This window comes from Niallia oryzisoli (assembly GCF_043641075.1).
GTDB classification, from domain to species: Bacteria; Bacillota; Bacilli; order Bacillales; family Cytobacillaceae; genus Bacillus_BD; species Bacillus_BD oryzisoli_A.
The window spans coordinates 96,100-117,416 of sequence record NZ_JBHZRC010000009.1; the positions used below are offsets into that span (position 1 = coordinate 96,100).

Annotated in this window: 22 protein-coding genes; all 22 read right to left on the reverse strand. The window is 35.0% G+C overall.

Annotated features, from left to right (window positions below):
• Positions 1-8 precede the first annotated feature (8 nt).
• Complete coding sequence (arsD, locus tag ACHUFV_RS20685) at positions 9-368, reverse strand: arsenite efflux transporter metallochaperone ArsD (RefSeq protein ID WP_394237441.1); 360 nt, start codon at positions 366-368, stop codon at positions 9-11.
• A gap of 93 nt (positions 369-461) precedes the next feature.
• Positions 462-881, reverse strand: a complete 420-nt coding sequence (gene arsC, locus ACHUFV_RS20690; RefSeq protein WP_394237443.1) for an arsenate reductase (thioredoxin) — start codon at positions 879-881, stop codon at positions 462-464.
• Positions 882-896: 15 nt separating this feature from the next.
• Positions 897-2,192, reverse strand: coding sequence for an arsenic transporter (locus ACHUFV_RS20695; protein WP_394237445.1), 1,296 nt, complete (start codon positions 2,190-2,192; stop codon positions 897-899).
• A gap of 14 nt (positions 2,193-2,206) precedes the next feature.
• The gene (locus ACHUFV_RS20700) at positions 2,207-2,551 is read right to left on the reverse strand and encodes an ArsR/SmtB family transcription factor (protein ID WP_394237446.1); all 345 of its coding nucleotides are present in this window, start codon (positions 2,549-2,551) and stop codon (positions 2,207-2,209) included.
• Between the two features lie 405 nt (positions 2,552-2,956).
• Entirely contained in the window at positions 2,957-3,712 is a 756-nt protein-coding gene (locus tag ACHUFV_RS20705; protein WP_394237448.1) for a hypothetical protein, read from the reverse strand.
• Entirely contained in the window at positions 3,709-4,575 is an 867-nt protein-coding gene (locus ACHUFV_RS20710) for a 30S ribosomal protein S1 (protein WP_394237450.1), read from the reverse strand. Before ACHUFV_RS20710 ends, ACHUFV_RS20705 begins: the two co-directional genes overlap by 4 nt.
• Positions 4,576-4,680: 105 nt before the next feature.
• Positions 4,681-6,639, reverse strand: a complete 1,959-nt coding sequence (locus tag ACHUFV_RS20715; protein WP_394237452.1) for a type IV secretory system conjugative DNA transfer family protein — start codon at positions 6,637-6,639, stop codon at positions 4,681-4,683.
• A gap of 494 nt (positions 6,640-7,133) precedes the next feature.
• The gene (locus tag ACHUFV_RS20720; protein ID WP_394237454.1) at positions 7,134-7,553 is read right to left on the reverse strand and encodes a hypothetical protein; all 420 of its coding nucleotides are present in this window, start codon (positions 7,551-7,553) and stop codon (positions 7,134-7,136) included.
• Positions 7,554-8,341: 788 nt separating this feature from the next.
• Positions 8,342-8,515, reverse strand: a complete 174-nt coding sequence (locus ACHUFV_RS20725) for a hypothetical protein (protein WP_394237456.1) — start codon at positions 8,513-8,515, stop codon at positions 8,342-8,344.
• A gap of 196 nt (positions 8,516-8,711) precedes the next feature.
• Positions 8,712-9,209, reverse strand: a complete 498-nt coding sequence (locus ACHUFV_RS20730) for a hypothetical protein (RefSeq protein ID WP_394237458.1) — start codon at positions 9,207-9,209, stop codon at positions 8,712-8,714.
• A gap of 225 nt (positions 9,210-9,434) precedes the next feature.
• On the reverse strand, positions 9,435-10,520 hold the full coding sequence (locus ACHUFV_RS20735; protein WP_394237460.1) for a replication-relaxation family protein: 1,086 nt from the start codon (positions 10,518-10,520) through the stop codon (positions 9,435-9,437).
• 311 nt (positions 10,521-10,831) lie between these two features.
• The gene (locus ACHUFV_RS20740) at positions 10,832-11,368 is read right to left on the reverse strand and encodes a RusA family crossover junction endodeoxyribonuclease (RefSeq protein WP_394237461.1); all 537 of its coding nucleotides are present in this window, start codon (positions 11,366-11,368) and stop codon (positions 10,832-10,834) included.
• A gap of 173 nt (positions 11,369-11,541) precedes the next feature.
• A complete protein-coding gene (locus ACHUFV_RS20745) occupies positions 11,542-12,642 on the reverse strand; it encodes a peptidoglycan DD-metalloendopeptidase family protein (protein ID WP_394237463.1) in 1,101 nt (366 codons plus the stop codon).
• Between the two features lie 12 nt (positions 12,643-12,654).
• Positions 12,655-13,344 (reverse strand): hypothetical protein, encoded by a 690-nt coding sequence (locus tag ACHUFV_RS20750; protein ID WP_394237464.1) that lies wholly within the window; start codon positions 13,342-13,344, stop codon positions 12,655-12,657.
• 28 nt (positions 13,345-13,372) lie between these two features.
• Entirely contained in the window at positions 13,373-15,475 is a 2,103-nt protein-coding gene (locus tag ACHUFV_RS20755) for a glycine zipper family protein (RefSeq protein WP_394237468.1), read from the reverse strand.
• A gap of 19 nt (positions 15,476-15,494) precedes the next feature.
• On the reverse strand, positions 15,495-15,983 hold the full coding sequence (locus ACHUFV_RS20760) for a hypothetical protein (protein WP_394237470.1): 489 nt from the start codon (positions 15,981-15,983) through the stop codon (positions 15,495-15,497).
• 25 nt (positions 15,984-16,008) lie between these two features.
• Positions 16,009-18,672, reverse strand: coding sequence for an ATP-binding protein (locus tag ACHUFV_RS20765; protein ID WP_394237472.1), 2,664 nt, complete (start codon positions 18,670-18,672; stop codon positions 16,009-16,011).
• Positions 18,656-19,171 carry a TcpE family conjugal transfer membrane protein gene (locus ACHUFV_RS20770; RefSeq protein ID WP_394237474.1) on the reverse strand — a complete coding sequence of 172 codons (516 nt, stop codon included), beginning with the start codon at positions 19,169-19,171 and terminating at the stop codon, positions 18,656-18,658. The genes ACHUFV_RS20765 and ACHUFV_RS20770 overlap by 17 nt, the downstream gene beginning before the upstream one ends.
• A gap of 28 nt (positions 19,172-19,199) precedes the next feature.
• Entirely contained in the window at positions 19,200-19,421 is a 222-nt protein-coding gene (locus ACHUFV_RS20775) for a hypothetical protein (protein WP_394237476.1), read from the reverse strand.
• A gap of 70 nt (positions 19,422-19,491) precedes the next feature.
• Complete coding sequence (locus tag ACHUFV_RS20780) at positions 19,492-20,499, reverse strand: conjugal transfer protein (protein ID WP_394237478.1); 1,008 nt, start codon at positions 20,497-20,499, stop codon at positions 19,492-19,494.
• A 24-nt stretch (positions 20,500-20,523) separates the two neighbouring features.
• Positions 20,524-20,763 (reverse strand): hypothetical protein, encoded by a 240-nt coding sequence (locus ACHUFV_RS20785; RefSeq protein ID WP_394237479.1) that lies wholly within the window; start codon positions 20,761-20,763, stop codon positions 20,524-20,526.
• Positions 20,763-21,176 carry a hypothetical protein gene (locus tag ACHUFV_RS20790; protein ID WP_394237480.1) on the reverse strand — a complete coding sequence of 138 codons (414 nt, stop codon included), beginning with the start codon at positions 21,174-21,176 and terminating at the stop codon, positions 20,763-20,765. Before ACHUFV_RS20790 ends, ACHUFV_RS20785 begins: the two co-directional genes overlap by 1 nt.
• Positions 21,177-21,317: the final 141 nt, after the last annotated feature.

Genomic DNA, 21,317 nt, shown 5'->3' on the forward strand with positions numbered 1-21,317 from the left:
TCTCCAAATTATTTAAGGTCTTTTAAATTGATTCGGACTCTCGGCTTTTCTGTTAATTCTTCTGGACTTACCTCAAACCATTCTGCGAATTCCTCATTGGTTGGATAGCTTCCTACTTTTACAGCTTTATCATTAACTAAAACGACTGGTAAAGCATCGGGACCCTTTTCTTGGAAAATACGAGTGATTTCAGCGTTTTCCGCAAATTTATCAGGATCGCTTGTTAGTTGGTATCGTTTAATATTAAACCCCTTTTTCTCCAAGGAATAAACCGCAGATGCTACTCTTGTTAACTCCGGATCAACACTTGGGCCACACACTCCAGTAGAACAACACATTGCAGGATCAAAAATTTCAACTTTAGTCATATAAAAACCTCCCATATATTATTAAATAAGCATTTGCTTATTTATCTCTAATAAAGAAAACCAAGAAGATACCCTCTTGGTTATTTAGTTTTGTTATTCTCCTGTTTCAGCAAAACGTTTAATTCTTTCGCCAATTTCATCACGAACACGCTGGAAGAATGCCCACTTTTCTTCATCTGTTCCTTCTGCCTTTGCTGGATCATCAAATCCCCAGTGTTCACGTTTAACGTGAGGTGGTGTCATAGGACATTTATCGGCAGCATCACCACATAAGGTAACGACTAAAGTGGCATTATTAAGAATCTCAGGATCGATGATATCGGATGTTTGATCAGATATATCAATACCAGCTTCCTTCATAGCCTTAACAGCATTAGGATTTAATCCATGTGCCTCGATACCGGCACTCTTTACTTCCCATTCATTACCTAGATATTTTTTTGCCCAACCTTCTGCCATTTGGCTTCTACAAGAATTACCTGTACATAAGAAATAGATTGTTTTTTTAGACACGATGAATTTCTCCTTTTAGTAAAGTAATAAAGCTAAATATAGACCTAGTAATGTGATAAATAGAATAGGAATCGTTAATACAATCCCTGTTTTAAAATAGGTTCCCCATGATATTTTAACCCCTTTTTGAGATAAAACATGGAGCCATACTAAAGTTGCCAATGAACCGATAGGTGTGATTTTTGGACCCAAGTCAGATCCAATGACATTGGCATAAATTAAAGCTTCTCGGATCGTACCGGATGTACTCGTTTCTGCAATCGCTAAAGCATCAATCATGACCGTTGGCATATTATTCATCAAGGATGATAAGAAAGCTGCAATAAAGCCCATTGATATAGTAGCAATGAACAAGCCTTGTTCGGCTGCTGTCTGAATAACACTAGCTAACGATTTTGTAAGCCACGCATTTCCTAATCCATATACCACTACATACATTCCGATTGAGAAAAATACGATATTCCATGGTGCACCCTTGATCACTGCTTTTGTGTTAACAGCATGACTTCTTCTTGCCATGAATAAAAAGAAAATCGCTACTATTCCCGCAATAATTGAAACTGGGATCTGAATGGCTTCACTAGTAAAATAACCAATTAGTAAAATCCCAAGCACATACCATGAAAGACGAAACATTTTTAGATCCTTAATGGCTTCCACTGGTTGTTTTAACTTAGACAAATCGTATGTTTTTGGAATGCTTTTTCTAAAATAAAATAATAATACCGTGATGGTTGCAATTAATGAAAACAGGTTCGGAATAATCATTCTAGAAGCATATTCCACGAATCCAATGTCAAAGAAATCGGCAGAGACAATGTTAACCAAGTTACTTACCACGAATGGCAACGAAGTGGTATCTGCAATAAATCCACTTGCCATAATAAACGGAAATATCATTTTTTCTTTAAAATTTAAGTTTCGAACCATTGCAAGTACGATTGGTGTCAAAATAAGAGCTGCCCCGTCATTGGCAAATAGTGCAGCCACGATGGCTCCTAAAATACTTACATAAACAAACATTTTAATCCCATTGCCTTTGGCAGCTCGAGCCATATGGAGAGCAGCCCATTCAAATAATCCAATCTCATCTAAAATCAAGGATATGAGGATAATTGCAACAAATGATAATGTTGCGTTCCAGGTAATGTCGATTACTTCTATGACATCACTAAATCCGACAACTCCTACTATAAGGGCAAGAATCGCTCCGCCACATGCGGACCAGCCAATGTTCAATCCTTTCGGCTGCCAGATCACTAAGATAAGTGTAGCTAAAAATATTACTGATGCTAATATTGCGGTTGTCACGGTACTAACCTCCATTAATCACACGAGATACGTAATCCCTGTTCTTCTAGTTCTTGTAGTTTAAAATCTTGGCTTGGAAGATGTTGCAGCAAGCTATGAACTAAAGGATAATAGTCGTTATCTCTATTTAATGAATAGATAATCCATTGTCCTCTTCTTGTTTCCTGCACCAATCCGTTATCTTTCAACTTACGAAGGTGTTGACTAATACCAGGCTGGCTCATTTTAAAGATTTCAACAAATTCACAAACACAATAATCATTTGTGTCCAACATTTTTACCATAGTTAATCTTGTTTTATCACCTAATAATTTTAAGATTGTTGCAGTCTTTTCCATTTTAACAGTTGATATTTGCACAAAAGCACCTCCTAGATTCAACTACTCAATATAATTATTTATTTATATAATTACTTAATTATATAATATTTCACTTATATATCGATTACAAGCATTAGTTTGTACATTTTTAATAAAAAATAACCTCAAACAAATAATCCATTAATTCCATCTAAAAATTATTTATCTTTTCATTAGTAATGTATTTCTTCCTTAACTAACCTGCCCGAGTTTAAGTGTAATCTTTCTCAATATCGATTACATTATTTATAAATATGGTTTACTTTCCTCAACAGTATGGCCTTTAACAGAATAACATTAATGACGATTTTAAACAGTATTATTGTTATTTAACATCAGCTTCCCCTTCAATCAATCCAACAAATGCCATTCAAAAAAATGAAAAAGTGAGCAATAACTGATTTGTCATTGCCCACTCGATTCCAACATCCATTCGAATACTTTATCTTCATTTTCCTTATACGTATAAAATTGAGGACTTTCTCTTAACAATTGCTCATCAGTTATCACCCTGACCTTCAGCTTCCTATCCTGTAAAAATATATCCAACGGCTTTAAATACTGAATATGCTCTGTAACAATAATCATTCGATCGGTAAATGGTTTCCACTTCAACAACATTTGTAAATCTTTCGTATCTCCACGAGTACAGTAAACATACAAAAGATTGCCGTTAAGTTCCAATGCCCCTGTGAATGGCTTGGGGGCAGTCCTTACATACGCCTTTTGATCTTTTAATAAATCATATAACCGAAAAAATATAAACCGATTGAGAACATCTTCAGCCCGATACTCCACCCAATAATTTGGAACAAACCTCGGTACAATTTTCTCTGCACTGGCCGGTCCAAGAGTATAGAATGGGATGTCCTGCCCATTTTTCCTAATGAAATGTTTCAGAATAAGATTAAAGCTTTCCATTCGTCTTATTTGCGGTTTCTTTAGCTTAAATATCTGTTGCAGTTGATTCCCTTCAATTAAACCAACACTTGCTATTCTCTCTAACGCTTTTCTTTCTTTTCTGGAATTTGTATCTAAAACCATTCCCGGCCGCTGCTTAGAAAGCTCTCGGGATGGAATTCTCCTCCATTTGAGTTCCCATTTGTGTTGGCTAGAAAAAGGGCTGATAGCATGTCTCATTTGCTCAGCCCTTCCATTCATGATAGAACCCTTATAATTCGTGCAGAAATGCGTTCCTTTTCTGCATCCAGACTCAATATCCGTACTAACACTTGATCTCCCTTTTGAACATTTTGAAACTTCAAGTGCCGAGCAAGGGAATCTACACCTTCCTCTAAATTAACGAAAATCCCGTACTCCTCAACTCCAGACACTGTACCAACGTATTCACCATTCTTTTTATACCTTTCTATGCATTCAAGGAAAGGATTTTCCATTAATGGTTTGGCTGATACCTTTACTTCTTGTTTTTCTTTATCAATTTTCATCACTTGCACTTCAATTACTTCACCGGGTTCATAACGATCTCTTAAATCCTCAACCCAACCATATGTCAATTCAAAAACAGGGATATGCACGTCAATACCGCCAATATCACCGACAACATGCCCCGGCTCTACTTCCCTAATAACACAATAGATGTTGTAGCCTTCATCAATTTTTCTTAAAGTGATCTCGGCCATTTGCTCTTTTGCCTGTTTTCGAGATGCAACGAAAATACCTGCTTCCTTATCAAAGTTTAAAACTTTATAGGCAACCTTTTTCCCAGTAAGAGCTCTAAATTGATTTAAAGCATTTGCATCTTCAATGTCAATTCCTGACTCCTTTAAAGGGATAATCCCTTTTATACCTGCACGACGTATAACTCCGCAAAGTTCCGTTTTCTTGCTGCTTCCTATTCGGATATTCTCTATACCAACCAGAACATCATTTAAAACAAGATCGTTTTGATAGGCAGATTGAATATCTCTCCATCGCAGTCCTTCATCAACCTTTTTACTTTTTTTCAGTTTACTCGGATCAAATCCCTCAATTAAAATATCTCTCATTTCTTCTACTGCCATCTCTCCTATCCCCTTCCTTAAATTAATAAATTTCCTTCAAAAGATTTTTATAACAAAGGTCTGCGCTCATGGAGACCTTCGATTAAACACATGTTATACAATGACTTACCAGAAAGAGTCCAAATTGTGCTCGACTTCTTTTTCCTCTTTTTCTTCAACAACTGTGTTTTCACGATTATTATTACTGTTATCAGCTTTCGAATTTATTAATTTCTGATTAACTTCCTGCTTCTCATCTATGTTATTTTTATTTTCCAATACATCACTAACTTTACTAACAGCTTTTTCAATTTTGTTGATTTTTCCTTTTGAATGTACATCGATATTAATAAAGTCATTAATATTGACATTTATATCATCATTAGGTTGTGGATGTTTGTTAACATTTGTATTGTCTGATTTATTGTTCGATTTGAATTGGGTATCTGTATGATTAATTTGATTGTCATGATGGACTGCTACCAAAATAGGTTCTGGGAGTTTCTCAGTTTCCCTAAAGGATTGGATAGGATCAGATATGGTATCTAATTCTATTTTTTCTACGGTGGCATTGCTTTTAGAGGGAATTGTGGGTGTATTTAATTTGGAAGCTGTTGGATCGGCTTCTTTCATTTGAGCTTTTTCTGTCATCTCGAGGTCACTGTTAGTCGTTGCTGCTTTATTGTATTTATTTGAAATCTGTTTAAAATTTTTATAAAAACGGTTAAATGTATTTATAATTTTGCTATCCTGGTCTTTTTTCTTTCGTCTTTTCCGCTCTTCTTTTGTTTCCCATTCTCTACGTTCCTTCCAATCTATTGGTACGAAACTCCCGATGGCTTCTATCGGCTTCTGTGGAGTTCCATCCTTCATTAGTCTAGCGATATAGTGAAAACGTGCCATCTGGTCTTGTAGATACGTATAATGAAAACGATATTCTTCTGACTCTGTATCCCGATAGCTGTCTGGGAATAATCTCGGAAGAAGAATCCTATTTTTATATGTTGATTGACGTATAATAATCTGGTCTTTTCCGAACTCCTCGGAAAATTCTTGTGCGTCTTTTGCTGACAAACCTCCAAAGGCAATCTTATTTCGGCAAGAGGTCATAATCGCTTGTTTCATGGCTCTACCATTTATTTTACCTGATTCAACTTCCAACTGACCTAAAGACTGTGTAGCGAATATACCGGCTACTCTATAACTTGCTGCAATTGAAAGAAACATCTCAACATCTGGGTTTATGTATCTACTATACTCATCAGCAATCAGAAAATGAGGTGTCCTTGTCCGTTCTTCACCTTTACGTCTGAATGTACCGGACTGCAAATGCATGATGATAAATTGACCAAATGCGTCACCAGCTTTCTTTAACTTACCTAGTGATGTGTTGACGATCAATACGCCACCTTGTTCAAAATGTTTATCGATATTGATGTCACTTTTTCCGGTTATAATGTATCTTAACTTATAGTTTCCAGTTATATTCTCTAATTGTGCCCGTAGCCCAATTACAAATTGCTGATATTTGTCTGCCATGGAACCAAGTAATTCATATTCAAAGAAATCTACCAGATCTGTTTGTCCTTGCTCCTGCTTCAACTGTTTCACTTTCTCTTCCAACAATTTTTGATCGCGCATGGCTTCTAATATATCTAGTAGGTCCATATCGTCGCCTTGAAGCTCTTTCAATAGTTTGGTAATATTACGGGCTGATAGCTCCTGAACGGTCTGGAAAAATGCCTCTTGTTTCCCGAAAAGACTTTGTAATACGGCTACGGTTGCTTCTGCCACATCGTCTGTGTCACCCTCCATAACATTGAAACGGTGTGTTTTTTCACTTTCCGGATCGATATAGATATAGGGAACTTCCATTTCATCGCAATATTCCTTTACATCTCGTGCAAGATCACCTTTGGGTTCTATCACAGATAACCCCAGCTTTTTCCCACGCTTTTTCTGTATTAGCAATTGATAAATCATCGGCTTCAAGACAGTAGCTGTTTTTCCACAACGGGTCGGTCCTATTGCTAGCATATGTGTAAAGGGATCATCCCCTCCCCAAATGACATCATCTGCAGCCATTCACACCCCTCCTTCCACTTTTAATTTTTTTGAAATTACCAATACATAAAATAAGAAATTGATATATTATTTTAATTTTATTGTAAAAATTATACTTTTCAGTAAATTATAATTACTTTTATCTACCTTTATTATACAAAACGTCTGTTTCATTTACTTTTCATTTACTTTTCATGTTTGTAAAAAAATAATTTTATTATTCCAGTTATTTCCTTAATAAATCAATTCCTAAATTCATATGAAAAAGAACAAAAAGAACAAACATTAAGTCAGTAATTAATTCTTGAACAAGGTTAACCTCTTGCACTTAAGAAAATAAGGTCTCACACTGTGTGCCCTTTTAATATTGCTACTCCCATTTTTCGGTTTCGATACTTATACGTTTTGGTTCTGTTTTGAATTGGGAACATCGGTATTTAGATAACACAAAAAGACCTACTGTATTCAAGTAGGATTTTTTTATTAATTGTTATGTATTAGTGTTTTTACATGTTTTATTGATTCCTAAAAATAAACATGCCTAAAAGCATAGGAACAATCATCAGAAGTCCTACTGTTAAAGTGGGAACTGGTAGCCTAGAGGAATAAATAGCCCCCATTTCTCCTAAATAGCCCGCAATCACAAAAGGAATAGCAGTTTTGGTTTTATCTGCACCTTTCTTCGCAAAATACCAGGCATCCCATATGGCATAGACATAGAATCCTGGATAAAACATCATACCATCATAAACAACGACCTCTAACGCCTTTTGATGAAAACCGTTGAAATCAAGCTGAATTGCTCTGTTTATATTTCCAATTATATTATCCAAGTGTTCAATTACAACAAAGATAATGCCCTTTAAAAATTGCCCATTATAGATTTGTCCAAACCCTGGCATAAGCATGGAGAATAATGCTGAAATGTTTCTCATATCAATATCCTTTTTACAAAAGTCATTCCTAATATTTCCCATTTTATACAGTTTGTTGCGTAACAATTATTATCAAATACATATTATTCCTTTGTGTTGTATAACAGGAATTCCTATTTATTTGTTAGCATAAATGAATAGCCAACATGCTTTTCCATCAAACTAAATCAATAGCCAAAAAAGATAAGTTCAAGGATGGAACTAACTAATGACAATGTTAGGGTGGTTATATGTAATTCGGTACCCATTAATAATTGCACTAGCCATATACGCTGAAAGATCAACTAAATAAAAGAGCAACATGACGATTCTCTGTGCAATTCAAGGTGTTTTCTTTAACAACGGAAGTGTTAACTAGGACAATAATAACATAGTTAATAGTAATCCCTTTTAATACTTTGGTTCTTTCTTCCAACAACCTCTTTTTTATTATCCATCGAGAATAATGTTCCTAAAAAGGGGAATAATATAAAATGGAATCAATTCCAAATTAATTCCTATCCAATAAAAAAGGCTAATTTTATATTAGCCTTTTTTATTTCACGTTTTTAGCTATAATGTGTACTTCCTCTGTTTTCACTAACTTAACATCACGATATGCAGACTTTACATTTTCCTTTTCAATTTCAATTCTACCGTTTTTATAATCATTTATAATTTTGATTATTGTAAACGACGGTTTTCCCTTTCATCCAGATATCACCTCATAAAATTTTTTACGGTCATATTGAATTATAATTTTGCCCCATAGGCCTTATTCGTTAAGTTATGTAATTTTATATTGCATACTATTCATTTTTATTTTTAAGTAAAAATACAAATTTACCTTCGTCCCTGGATTCCATAGAATCCACTTCAACAGTTTTGCCTTTTAAGTCAGCTATAAGAATATCATCTTCTAAAATTATACCTTCTTTCATTCCCGTTTCGATTACATATAAAAGTTCTTTTACGGTTATCATTTTGTTAGTCTCCTTGATATTTCATTTATCTATCAAATGTACATATTTTAGTTTAAATTTTGTTTAAAAGCAAAACCTTGTGAAAAAATAGCCCTTTTTTTAGAATAAAGGATAAATACAAGCTCGTCTTTACATTTTGCAATGAGTATGTCTTGCTGTATTACTACGCCATCTTGAAAAACCACATGTATTTCTACTAACCTTTCGGACTCTCATATATCTTCCCTAAAATAAGGTAAATATCATCCGATTCGTTTAACCTTCTCTTTTCTCTTTCAGATACTCGCCATTTAGTATTATGCTGCTGATTTCCTTTGACTTTTTTATATGAGGCTTCCGCTCGGATATAAATAACGATACTGTATAGTGCTAACACGCTGAACATAATAAGACTCAATTTCGTAATCTCTTGTTTATCAAAGATAAGATTCCACTTCCAGCTGTCATGAATAGTAACAGAAACTATTAATACAAGATAGATAGCTACTGTCGATAATAACATCATTTCCTTAAGCTTTTTATACTGCTTTTGACCAATATGGACTGCGAACAAACCGGCCGTCATCATCATTAAGATAAACAAAGTGAACTTGGTTGGGATAAACCAGTTTTGATACACACTTACAAGAAACATTAGTGAGGCCAAGGTCAAGGGAATCATTAAAATATATTGAATCCGTAAATTCCATTTCATTGCTGCACCACTTCCTTTCAATTGATACTTTTTTGAAACTCATTTGTGATACAACTCAACTAAATGCGATTATAGATATTGAACGGACAACTTTCACGGCCCCATTTACCATGCGCGTGCGGTGTTTTTTTCGTTTTGTAGCAAGTCGAAGCTTATAATCCAGTCCGACCATCAACTATTTATTGCCCATAAGCCACATATTCAGCCCATCCTATGCTCGATATATCATTGAAGCGTCTCAGGAAATAATAGCTTGGCAATATCCGAAAGATTCATGTCTAACTTCTCAATCAAGAATGGGTTGTCCTCAATTCTCTGATACTCTTTTAAGAAACTATAGTTGGTTACTAGGAGTTTACGTTTCTCCCATTGGTAGCTTTGGTTGCTGTAATTCTGAATATGGCGAATTTGGGTAATGTCTGAATCTAATAGGTCAACAAAATACATTTCTTCGTCTTTATATTTCACTACTATCGGAAATGACTGACGGAATTCATTTTCTGGGATGGTTTCATTAATTACTTCAAAACCTAGATGATTGGCAAGAGCATATATCCATTCGCTTTTTAATGGATATTTCTGTAGCAACCTTCTTCCTGTACGAGAAGAAACGACTTTCAAATCATAACCCGTATAAATAGGCTTCTGTTCAATTAATCGATTGGCTACTCTTTTATTTCGTGGATTGAAGCTATATTCCATAAACTGCTCATATGACCTCTGTCCTTTAGTGAAGATAATGAAGTTCTTAATTCGTGGGTAATTGTCTTTAATCTCCGCTTGAATCTTACCTATCGTCTGTATTGTGGAAGCTGAATCCAACACATAATAGCCAAAACGCTTTCCTTCTGGGTTGATTAGTAAGCCTGCAATTGTCATCTTCCTATCCAAGTTGAATTCTCTTTTCACCTTTCTTGAATCCCATACTTCCCATCCTGCAAGGGTAAGATCCACCATTACATCATTGGCCATCGTCAAGTAGTGCATTTGATTGGGTCTTATATACAACTGAGTGGACTGAACCTCAACACTCATTCCGTGCCTTGCCAGGCACTCCAATCCCGTTTCGGTCAATCTATGTACCGTATGTCCTTTTCTCCCCTTTCCTCTACTTCCTTTAAACACAGAACTCGTTATAATCTTCCTGTTCCGTAACCGATAAAGAGCCCTATCTACATAATACTTGCTATCTGAAAAATACTTTCTCTTAATCTGCTCTGTCGTTAATGAACGATAATTATATAAATCTTTCAGCACCTTTAGTTCCTTCTCAGATACAATCAAACCATCAAAAGTTACCTCTTCCATCATGCTCCATCACCCCTTATATCATAACTGTTTTATAAAAATCATTTTGTCTGTTATATAGAGTGTAATTAGACTGTTCGATGTGAGCTATTCTGCGTACCCTCGTATAGTTCTCACTTTATTTCGATTGTTAACCTTGATAAATCAGAAATATTTATATACCTACCAACATCAACAACGCCTTGATAATAAAGGATTTTTACGTATTACCTTCAGATTCTTATGAAAACTCATGTCAAAATTAGTGTCAAATTCAATGTCAAAATGGTGTTTTGATTTCTAAATCTATTTTGACATGAAAATTCAGGAACCTTTCACCAAAATGAGGTGAGTTTTTTCTCATTGTTATTGTCTTTTTCCTCAAACTGTATCAAATCTGTATTTTGTGGGTACACGATCTCATCAAAGGTCAATTCGCTCTGAAATCTTTCACTCATGTACTCTTGCATAAAGGCAGATGCCGAATGGTGGGGAACTAGGAATACTTCAATTTTTTCCTGTTCTGAATGATCCCCAAGAAGAAAAAGAGATATATTTTGCCAAGTATCATCAAAAAAAATTCCTGTTTTTCGCAAAGAATCAATTACAGGTTTATAAATATAGTTATCTAAATCTCTTCCTGTCTGATCTGGGAAGTAATGAACAATGAACATAGCTGCTTTCCGAAACCTTACATAAGGTTGATCAAAGTTATGTTGTTCAAAGGTTTTCTGATTAAAAAAGCTATTTATTCGTGTTCCATCAGCGAGAATCATGTTTTTTGCCCTTAAATCTTTATAAAAATTTCCTTTGTAAGAGAAATGATAATATGGAATATTCTTATTTTGTAGCTTAAAATCTTTTAAACTCATTATTTAATCTCCCCGGTTGTATATCTTCTTTCTTTATAGTGATCTGTACACAATCACCTGTGTGTAATCGCCCAAAAAACCTACCTGACCAATACCTTGAACCAGGTGTTAATATCCAAAAATCTATAAACAAATAGCCCTGAAAGTACTATATCACCTTCAAGGCAAATTTTTTATCCTCCTAACCATGGAGTTAAATATGGTGTAGGATCAATTCTGTTTCCATTCAACCAAACTTCAAAGTGTAAATGTGTTCCTTTCCCTGTGGAGGACCTTACGTTTCCCGTATGCCCCATTGTACCAACTACTTGACCTGCTGATATTTGTTGCCCTTCACGGACGCCTAGAGAGCTAAGATGCGCATAAACAGTTTTCAGTCCATTACTATGCTCCACCTGCACAACATTTCCCCAGCCACCATTCCAGCCTGTTCTAGAATAAACCACTGTTCCGTTTTTAAATGCAACAATAGGTTTCCCTAGATCAGCATCACCTGCTTGGTTAATATCAATACCTTCATGAATTGTTCCCCAGCGTGAACCATAAGGTGATGTAATATTTTTGGTATGAGGTACCGGCCACACAGTATCTCCTATCATACTTATTGGCACTTGATTATTCTCCTTTGCAATATAACCTGATGAATAAAGATTAAAATGCATAAAAACTTCATCAACATACCAGTCGGCATGGTTATATGCATATACAGCATTTTTTAAGGGATCCGAGTATTTCCCATCCGTTGACATATTAGCAGTAAGATATTTAGCAGCTGAAAAAATAGCATCTTCAATATCACTGGGGTCAGCTTTACCATCCCCGTTAGCATCTACGCCATAGCCTCCATATTTTGTTATTAATTCAGGATTTATTAAATCTCCATTGGACATATTTCCCTTTCCCAATCCTCCACAGGAAGGGTGTCCCCATCCCATCCAGGTACATGGCATAAATTGAACATGCCCCGTTGCCCCAACTGGTGATTCCATAACGCCAAGAGTTGAGAATCTGGTTTCTACTCTATGAATTGCTGCTAAAATAATCCACTGGTCTAGATTATATTGTTCTGCTGCTCTTTGATAAATTGGAATTAATTCTGAAGGAATTTCATTTTCCCCAATCGGTCCTAAAATCATCCCATCAAATTCAGGCTTATCATCATCAGTAAAGCTTGATAGTAAAGAAGTTCCCATCGCGAAAACTAGAATGACCAAGGTTATAATAATTGCTAACAAAGGAATAGATAAAATTAGAATCCATTTAGAAATTTTCATAGATTCATTACCCTAGTTAGTTAAGGTGATAATTGCATTTTTCACTTTAAACTTATCTTCATTTTCCTTTGTTATTATTAAACGATATTCTAAAACCTCATCCTTTGTTTTTTCACCTGCGTGATTATATACCGTTCCATTTATCCTTGACATCCACATAATCTCTTTACTGGATACATCGTATGGTTCATACAACTCAATACTTTTTACTTCCTTTCTAAATGTGGTTAAGGTTGATCTGGGAACCTCTTTAGATACTTGCTCATATAAATCTGTTGTCATATATTCTTTAACGTTTTCAATATGCGATAGTGGATCACCGCCGTCAAATGGATAATAGTTTTCAGAGAATTGCCTTGCTACTTCATTAGATGCCTTAATATCTTCTTCAGAAAAAAAATCTTTTAATTCTGCTATTTCTACTATTTCTCCTTTGGAGCCATCTTCTATCACATCAGCCAACTTTTCATTTGGTTCAATTTTTTGTAAGTCACCTGAATCTGTTGATTTAGTCTCTTTAGTTGTATTATCTTGGGGAGAAGGACTGGTAAAGAAGAAACCTTTGTCTTCTTGTAGTTGGGCTTCTTCTTTTTCTCTTTTCTCTGAATCCGTATTTTTCCCTTCTACAAAAGAAAAGATTAATAGCACAAAAGCTAATCCTATCATGCTATTAATCATATTGTTTTTTGTTTTGGGATCCATCATATATCACCCACTTTGTATAAGGAGTTTATTCACTTAGATTTTTTGTATCTAAATTTGTTTCTTCAAGACTAATAGATTGATCATCATTGTCCACAATATATTCTTTATTGGTTTGTTCAAAGTTGCTATCAAGTACAGGTCGTTGATTTTGTAGTGAAGAACTACCCATAGGCGTACTTTCAAATTTAGAGCTCTGCAACGGTGTTGATTGATCAGTCGGGATATCAACCATCTTGCTGTCTTGAATTGACGGTGAGGTTAAATTATTTGCTTTAATAGATTCTCCACTTAGTCCTAATTCAGTTCCTGCTTGCTCTAATTGTTGAGTTTCTTGATCCTTTGTTACTCCGATAATATTACTCTTTTTTATTTCCCCCGGGGTGGAATGGATCATTTCATTTGGTAAATGTTGTTGGGTTAAGTGAGCATTAGCTGCTTCATTATTTATTGGTGCTGAATCGCTTAAATTCACTTCGGATATGTTATTACCTGCTTCCGTTTGAACCTGTCGATTCATTCGGTCCATCATCATCATATTAATGGATGCCCCTCTTGTCATTTCTGACAAGTCAGACTCTCCTGTGATAGCATTGCCTAAAGAACCACCTATATTTGCTCCTAACAAAGCACCTTGGGGCCCAGCTGCTACTGCGCCAACTATAGCACCACCTGTGGTTAATGTATTACTCATACCTTTTTTCGCTGGATCGATAAATGTGGAATTCATCTGTTCCCTCATTATGCTGAGTTCTTTTGAACCCAATGAGAATACATTAAATATGCGTTTCCTCAAGAGGAATAATGTAAAAAGGATTAGACTTTGAAGAAGTGTTGTAATGATATACCCTTGTGTTCCTCCACCAAGTGTATCAATGTTGTATAGAACATCCGTAATACCGAAAATGACCAAAGCGATAACTGATAAGCCCATCTTTAATAAAAGCGGTATAGACATTTCAAAAAAATATCGTTTTAACACGCCAAATTGGTTTGGCATAGCGCTCCACAAAAATACAAATGGGGCAATTAGTGCAATCACTAGAAACCAGAATTGGAAAATGACGAGGAATAACGCTAATAAAAAGATAGGAATAGAACTAACCGCATTCGTAATTGTCATCACGCCTACAAATACAAGACGATTCATGACACCAGCATATGTAAGTGTCTCATTTCCGTTTTCCATTACTTCTTTGATAACAATATTTGTCCTTTCCTCACTTTTTTTTGTTGTTAACAATTCTTCTACCCGATTTGAACCAATATTTTCTTCAATGGTTGTTCCATATTGCAGCATAAGATATGGCTTATGAACAAACATAGTAAAGATATTATCGTTCATTTTTTCACGAACTGTTGTATTTTCGATAATCCCACTCGTATCATTAACATCTATATCGATACTTCCTGATAATAAAGCAGCTGATAGATCCGTCGATACACTATGAGCTCCTTTCAAAACATCTGCATAGTTACTGAAAAATAACAAAGCTAATGTTAGTGCAAATACCGACTGCAAAATACTGCTAAAGGCTGAAATAGACGCTTTTTTAACAATAAATTGATACAATGTAAAAAGAGCAGTCAATAATGAAACAAGTCCTAAAAAGCCGCCAAATAGACCCGAGTTTCCAAACTTCGTACCCGATATACCCGTAAAATTCTTAATTGTTTCTTCGATGTTGTCTATTAAAGCACTTATAATATTTGTGTTATAAGCGAAATTCAGAATAGCTAACATAACATTTGTCATAAACACATTAAGTTTGAAACTCATATCTACAACAAAAAATATTGAATAATGAAGTGTTTCGGATATTTTATCGTCTACAACTTGCAATGAAACAAAATCCCATGCATTACTGAAAAAACCCTTTTCTTCAAGTTCAGCTGGATTAGCAATATCAAGTGTATATTGGACTTTATCACCTTTATATGCTCCATAACTTGAACCATACATTGGATCTTCTGGGCCAAGTTCAATTTCTTGTTTTTCATTATTTTCAATAGTAGATTCAGATTCATCTATTCTTTCTGAGCCTTCAGCAAATGATTGAATAGAGGGAGAACTGATCAAGAATATTATGATTAGAGAAAATAAAATAATTATTTTATATTTTTTCCTCATAGTTATTTAATCCTCTCTCCTATTGAGACTCCACATATTTATGAACCGTATAGGATTGTTTGGGATACTTCTCAATTAATTTTGATAGATGACCATAATCGATGGAGCCGAGACTCTTTTTATTTTCATCTAACACTTGGTTCTTCAATGGATCATTTCTAAAGTGCTCTCCCTTTATTACAAAAATTGCATCCTCAGCTTTATATTCCCCATCTTTTTTTACAACACTTATCATATATAAACTATCTTTTTTAATTTCAGGATTATAGTAGGTTACTTGATATAACATTTGATTATACTTTTCTTCAAAACCATTAAATGCCACAAGTTCATATTTTTCTCCTGTTTCCTTTTTATCAATCAACATTTCATTCAGAAGATGTTCCTCAGCTGCTCGATCATATTCTTCATAACTTTTTTCAACCTGTGATACTTCCTTTTCAGAACATCCCACGAGAAATACAATAACTCCCATACACAGTAATACATTCCTTAATAATTGTTGCATGTAATCATTTGCCCCTTTCTGTGATTTATACAATGACTTCTTCTATCTCCTCCTCCTGTGGTGTTCCTTCTGTATTCGCAATTTCATCTGGTAATTGATTAACATAACCTCTCCGTTTTCTTTCTCTCTCCCGTTCTTCTTCAGTAGAAGTAGAGGAGTCAAACGCTTTTGCTAAGTCCGCAAAAACCGGATCAATTTGGATAATAGCCGAACGGCCATAAATATCTTGGAATAAACAATTTCCTTTGCTCATGTTACGGATTTTATTAATATTGGTATTGGTTTGTGGCAGATTCAGGAATTCGAGCATTTCCATAGCTTCTTGCTTAGTACGTAAACCAAAGCTAAATTTCATCCCTATATTTGCTACATCTTTATTATGATCTGTGGCATTTTGGGATCCTTTTAACAGAGTAGTGTTATAATATCGACCCATTCGTACAATAAAATTCATTAACTCTCGTCCAACAGGCGTATTATCAATAGCACTTGCCTCATCTTGCAAAATGACTTTGTGGCGACTTCTATCCTGCGTGAACATATATTGCTTTGTAAAGGCAGTAATTGAAATAAGAATTGCTTCCGATATTTTTTCAGATGGTCTTAACTTTTCTGATGAACCATCCGGTAAATTCAAATTTTGAACCATAAGAATTTGTATTGGTTTATCAATCTTCATAGTATTGTAGTCTTGACCAACTTCTCCAAATAGTAATAGAGATAGTGATTGTCGCTTCAAAGACACTAGTGTATTTTTGATTGTTTCTAGTGCAGTAAAGCGTTTTTCGGACATCTTTTCGTCTGGATTTTCATATTGATCTTCTAGATATGAGATAACGGCTCCGATACATGGATCTGGCATATTCTTCACCTGTTCAACAGCATCACTCAAAATGGTGTAGCCAATATCTTGAATATCCACACCTACAAGATAAGAAAGAATATCCAACGCATGAGATTTTCCTTCTTCCACATCAACACTTGTTCGGAAAGGATCAAGACAGCCTGCGTCTTTCCTATCTGCTCCCAATGTCCATTTTGAAATGAATTCAGAAGGAATCATAGGAAGGCTATTCCAACCTTTTCTATCTCCTTTTGGATCAATGATTAAAGCTTGCGAACCCGTTAACACTGATAAATACGTGTAAAGGTTCATAAAGAAGGATTTCCCTTTTCCAGTTGCCCCAGCCACAAGGGCTGAAATGGAGTCTTCAATATTATTTAGACCTTCAAATGATTTAGCAGCAAGATCTGGTTGGATAAATACAGGACGTTGCAGACGTTCAGTATAGCCAATAAAGAAGCCCCGATTATCGCCAATATTGGTGGTTGCGCCAAACATCATTCCCGACAATACGCCACTTTCCACTTCAATTTTGTAATCGTTATTAATTTGACGGCTGCCAGGCAGTTTTTCCATCATGAGATTTAATTGTTCCCCGTATGGTGCAACTATCTTAATCCCATATGTACTTAGCTCATCTTTTAGCCTTCTGGAGCGAATCTCTAATTCTTTTTCGCTTTCTGCAGATACTTTAAATACAAATGAGCATGAATATGCCGGAATTCCAGTTTTGCTAAATAAACTTTCTGCTTGTATGGTCCCTTTTTCCGATTGGTTCAAGCTTAAATCAGTTGAGCTGCCAGCCTTATTAGCCTCTTCTCGTTGGTCTTGATATTCTAAACGTTTATCGGACAGCTTCTTCAATATCAATTTATTTGACTGATAATAAGCTCTGATAGATACCGATACCGGAAATGGCACTTTTGACTGCAAATGATACAACCATTCAAATCCAGGAAAATAGTTCTCGGTATTCAATTGCTTGGCAACAAAATAACGAGTGTACAGCTTCTTTTCTTTATCCTCAATAATCTTGCTAATCAAAAGTGAGGTTGGCGATATTTCCTCAATATTAGCGTCCTGCAGCTCCACAAATCCCATCTCATGTGGTCGAACTGCTTCATGTTCCATACCCTCTTTATTCAATCCTTTTACTTTTTCGCCGAAAGTATAATTATGTCTGACTTCTACATCATTATTTGAGGGAGAAACAGATGTTTCCTTCTCAATTAAATAAATACATTCAGCCTGTGTTGCTGATTGAACTAGGCAGTTATAAGCTGAAGCTAGAGATTCTCTCACAATTTCAGCTTGTTGTTTCCAAGCAAGAATTTCATCAGTTAAAATGTCTGTTGCGTGCAACCCCACCGCTTTATTAACTGGAGAATTTAATCCCTTCAGAAATTCATTTATGATTTTGAAAGCAGAGGTTCCATAATTACTGTCTTCGTATCTATTGTTTTGTGGATTTAACTGAATTCCGATATATTGAATGTTTTCACTCGTTTCCGTAATGTTCTTTTGTTTAGAAATAGTTTCTTTCAAAACATTCAGATATCTAATCCCGTTTTGTCGTAATAAATAATCTTTTTCTTTAATTTCAGCAATCGTATTGTCAATTATCTCTTCAACATTGGTGGGAAAAGGTTCTAAAATAAAATGCAAATCGCTACTATTATTTTCTAAGAAAGATCGTTGCTTAATGAATGGAATGAACTTATCATCATGATCTAGAAAGTCATAGTTAAATCCAGAAATCCTATAATATGCCGTAACCGTTCCATCTTTTCCAAATACTAAATTTTGATCAATATGTTTAATTGGGAAATCAAGTACTGCTCTCATCGGCATGTTCCTTTCTCTTCCAATCCCTCCCGAGATTATAAGAAATCGAGATTTGAGGATTCATTTTTACCTTTCTTCCTTTGAACTTTTTCTGTTTTTCTACTTTTACTGTGGCATAACCAGAGAACACATAGTTAGTTGGCTTTTGAATTTCTCTTCCCCGACAATAAGTTACTTTTTTCATTTTCCTATATTGATAGAATAAAAAGGATCTTAAGAATGCCAATGGCATACGCCCTTCTGCTGGAATATCTGATAGCAGATAAGCCAAAAAGGCCGGTATAATTAAAAGAAACGATTCTGGTAACAAGTGAAGGGGTAATCCCAATACAGGGGTAAAGTACAGCACCACTTCTAAAACTAAGATGAATAAAAAGTAAAGTAATGTCTTTAATTTTAGGGGCCTTCCCAATTTCAATCCGAATAACTGATAAATTTTTCTATCAAACTTTAAAAAGTCATTTAAAACAAGCAACAATACTCGTTGATTTTTTTCCATGAGTATCCCTTTCTGGTCGTTAAGTTAATTAAGCACCCAGCTTTAGTTTTTCTCCAAACCATTCAGACAAATTCACAATAACATTGGGATTTACGATAAAGATCCCTACAAACGCTATCCCAATAACAGCACCTAACATGGCAATCCAGGCTCGTTTTGCAGCTGTTACTAAAACAACAACAATTAACACTATCATGAGCACATATCCTGCTTGTTCTTTAACCCAATTGAATACTTCTTCCAAACCCATTTGACTCACCCCATTGTCTTTTTCTTATTTACGCTTTTTTCTTCATCCACTTTTAAATCAGCAGCAGTCTCTATTTTACTGCTTGCCCTTTATGTTCATCCATTCCACTTACCACATATTTACCATTTTTCTGTACAGCTGTAAGTTGGTAATTTGTATCAAAAGCAATACTTGAATCGGGATCTATAAAAGTAACCTCCGTATAAATCACAAATTCTTTATTTTCACTGGCTTTAAATATTTCTGCACTCTCAACTTTCTCAAATATCATGGTTTTATTTAAGCCTTGAATGACATCATCTTCAGCTAAAAGATAGTTTAATTGATCCTGGGGATCTTCCGCATAACTACGGAAAAAGGTTGTCAAAAATCCTCTAACTTCTGTAATATCTTTTTCTTCAGCGCGTTTTAGTTTTGGATAAGTTACCTTATCTAGTGTTGTTCCTTCTTGTACATAAGTGAATTTTGGCAATTCATAAATACCAAACGAATGTCCATCATAAGCAACCGGAACTACGAAATATTTAACTCCTGCTTTTTCGTTCTTTACCGTTACACCATCTTCCTCAAATTGATAAAGCTTAAAGTTTACTTTCAATGTAATAGTAGAAATATTATTTCCTTTATCTTCCGTACCTTTTACTACTGCATCAACAAATTGGGAATTCCACGATAATTTGTCAATTCCAAGGCCTGCATGTTCATTTAAATTATTCCCCAAGTATTTAACCAATGCTTCTTGACGTTGTTTGATACCCTCTGTAGAATTCACCCATGTAAAATAATCTTGGGAGAAATCCTTTGCAAATTGTACAGCTTCTTGCGACATGGCCTTATTGGTTTTAATTTCGATTTTCTGATCAGCATTTACTTCATCAGAATTACCAAACACATTTACAAAAACAACGAGCAGCATAAACCCAAATAATGTCCAAAACGTGATTACTCCTACCATCCTTGCAACAAACCCTTTAGGTCTAATAGATCTGTTTTTTACCTTTTTCTTTTTGGTTTGTTGCTCGATTTTCTGATGGCCATCGTGTTGTTCCGTAGAAAAAAGTTTCTTCTTACTAAACATCCTATCGCTTCCCCCTTTCTTCTCTTATCCAATACGACTAGTACCAATCATCATAGCAACAGCAACGATAATCGCAATTGTAGCAATGGTTCCATATTTAACTTTTGATGATTCATAAAGTTCTGCTATGATTGCCTTAAATTCATTCCACAATGGCATTAATTGAGGAAATTGTTCCAACAAAACACTACCGAGTATTACAATAAGAAAAGTCATTAATACAACATATATCAATGTCTTAAACACTTTTTTAACTCCTTTCATCACGCATTGATAGATAAGCTTCCAGTTTTTCCTCCGTTAATAATTGTAAATGGCTTTTTATAATCTTTAGGAGATGGCTCTTTTGCGATTTCTGCTTTACATACCACTTCTAAAACCATTCCACGGTCTTCATTCCTGGACATTCGCCATTCCAATCGTATAATTTTTCGAATAAAAATTTTCTGAGGCTTGTTATCTTCGGCCCTGATGAAATAACCTACCTCTCCAATGTATGGAAATATATTTTTTCCTACAGGGACTTCATATTTAGCTATGATCAATCCATCATCTTGGATGTCCTCCCAATGAATTTGTTCCAAATGGATTATTTTTTCTCCCTCAATTTCTTTAGTCTCTTTTTCCACTTCACTTTTAAAAAATCTTTCGTTGTACTTTTGAAATTTTTCAAGCAAGGTCTGTTTTACTTTACGACTGAGACCCATTCTTTTGGACATATCTCTTCACACTCCATCTATCCAAATATGAATAATATGTGATTCTATTAATCGTATTCCAGATTACTCTCTTTCAAATCATCCTTTTCTTCCTCTTGC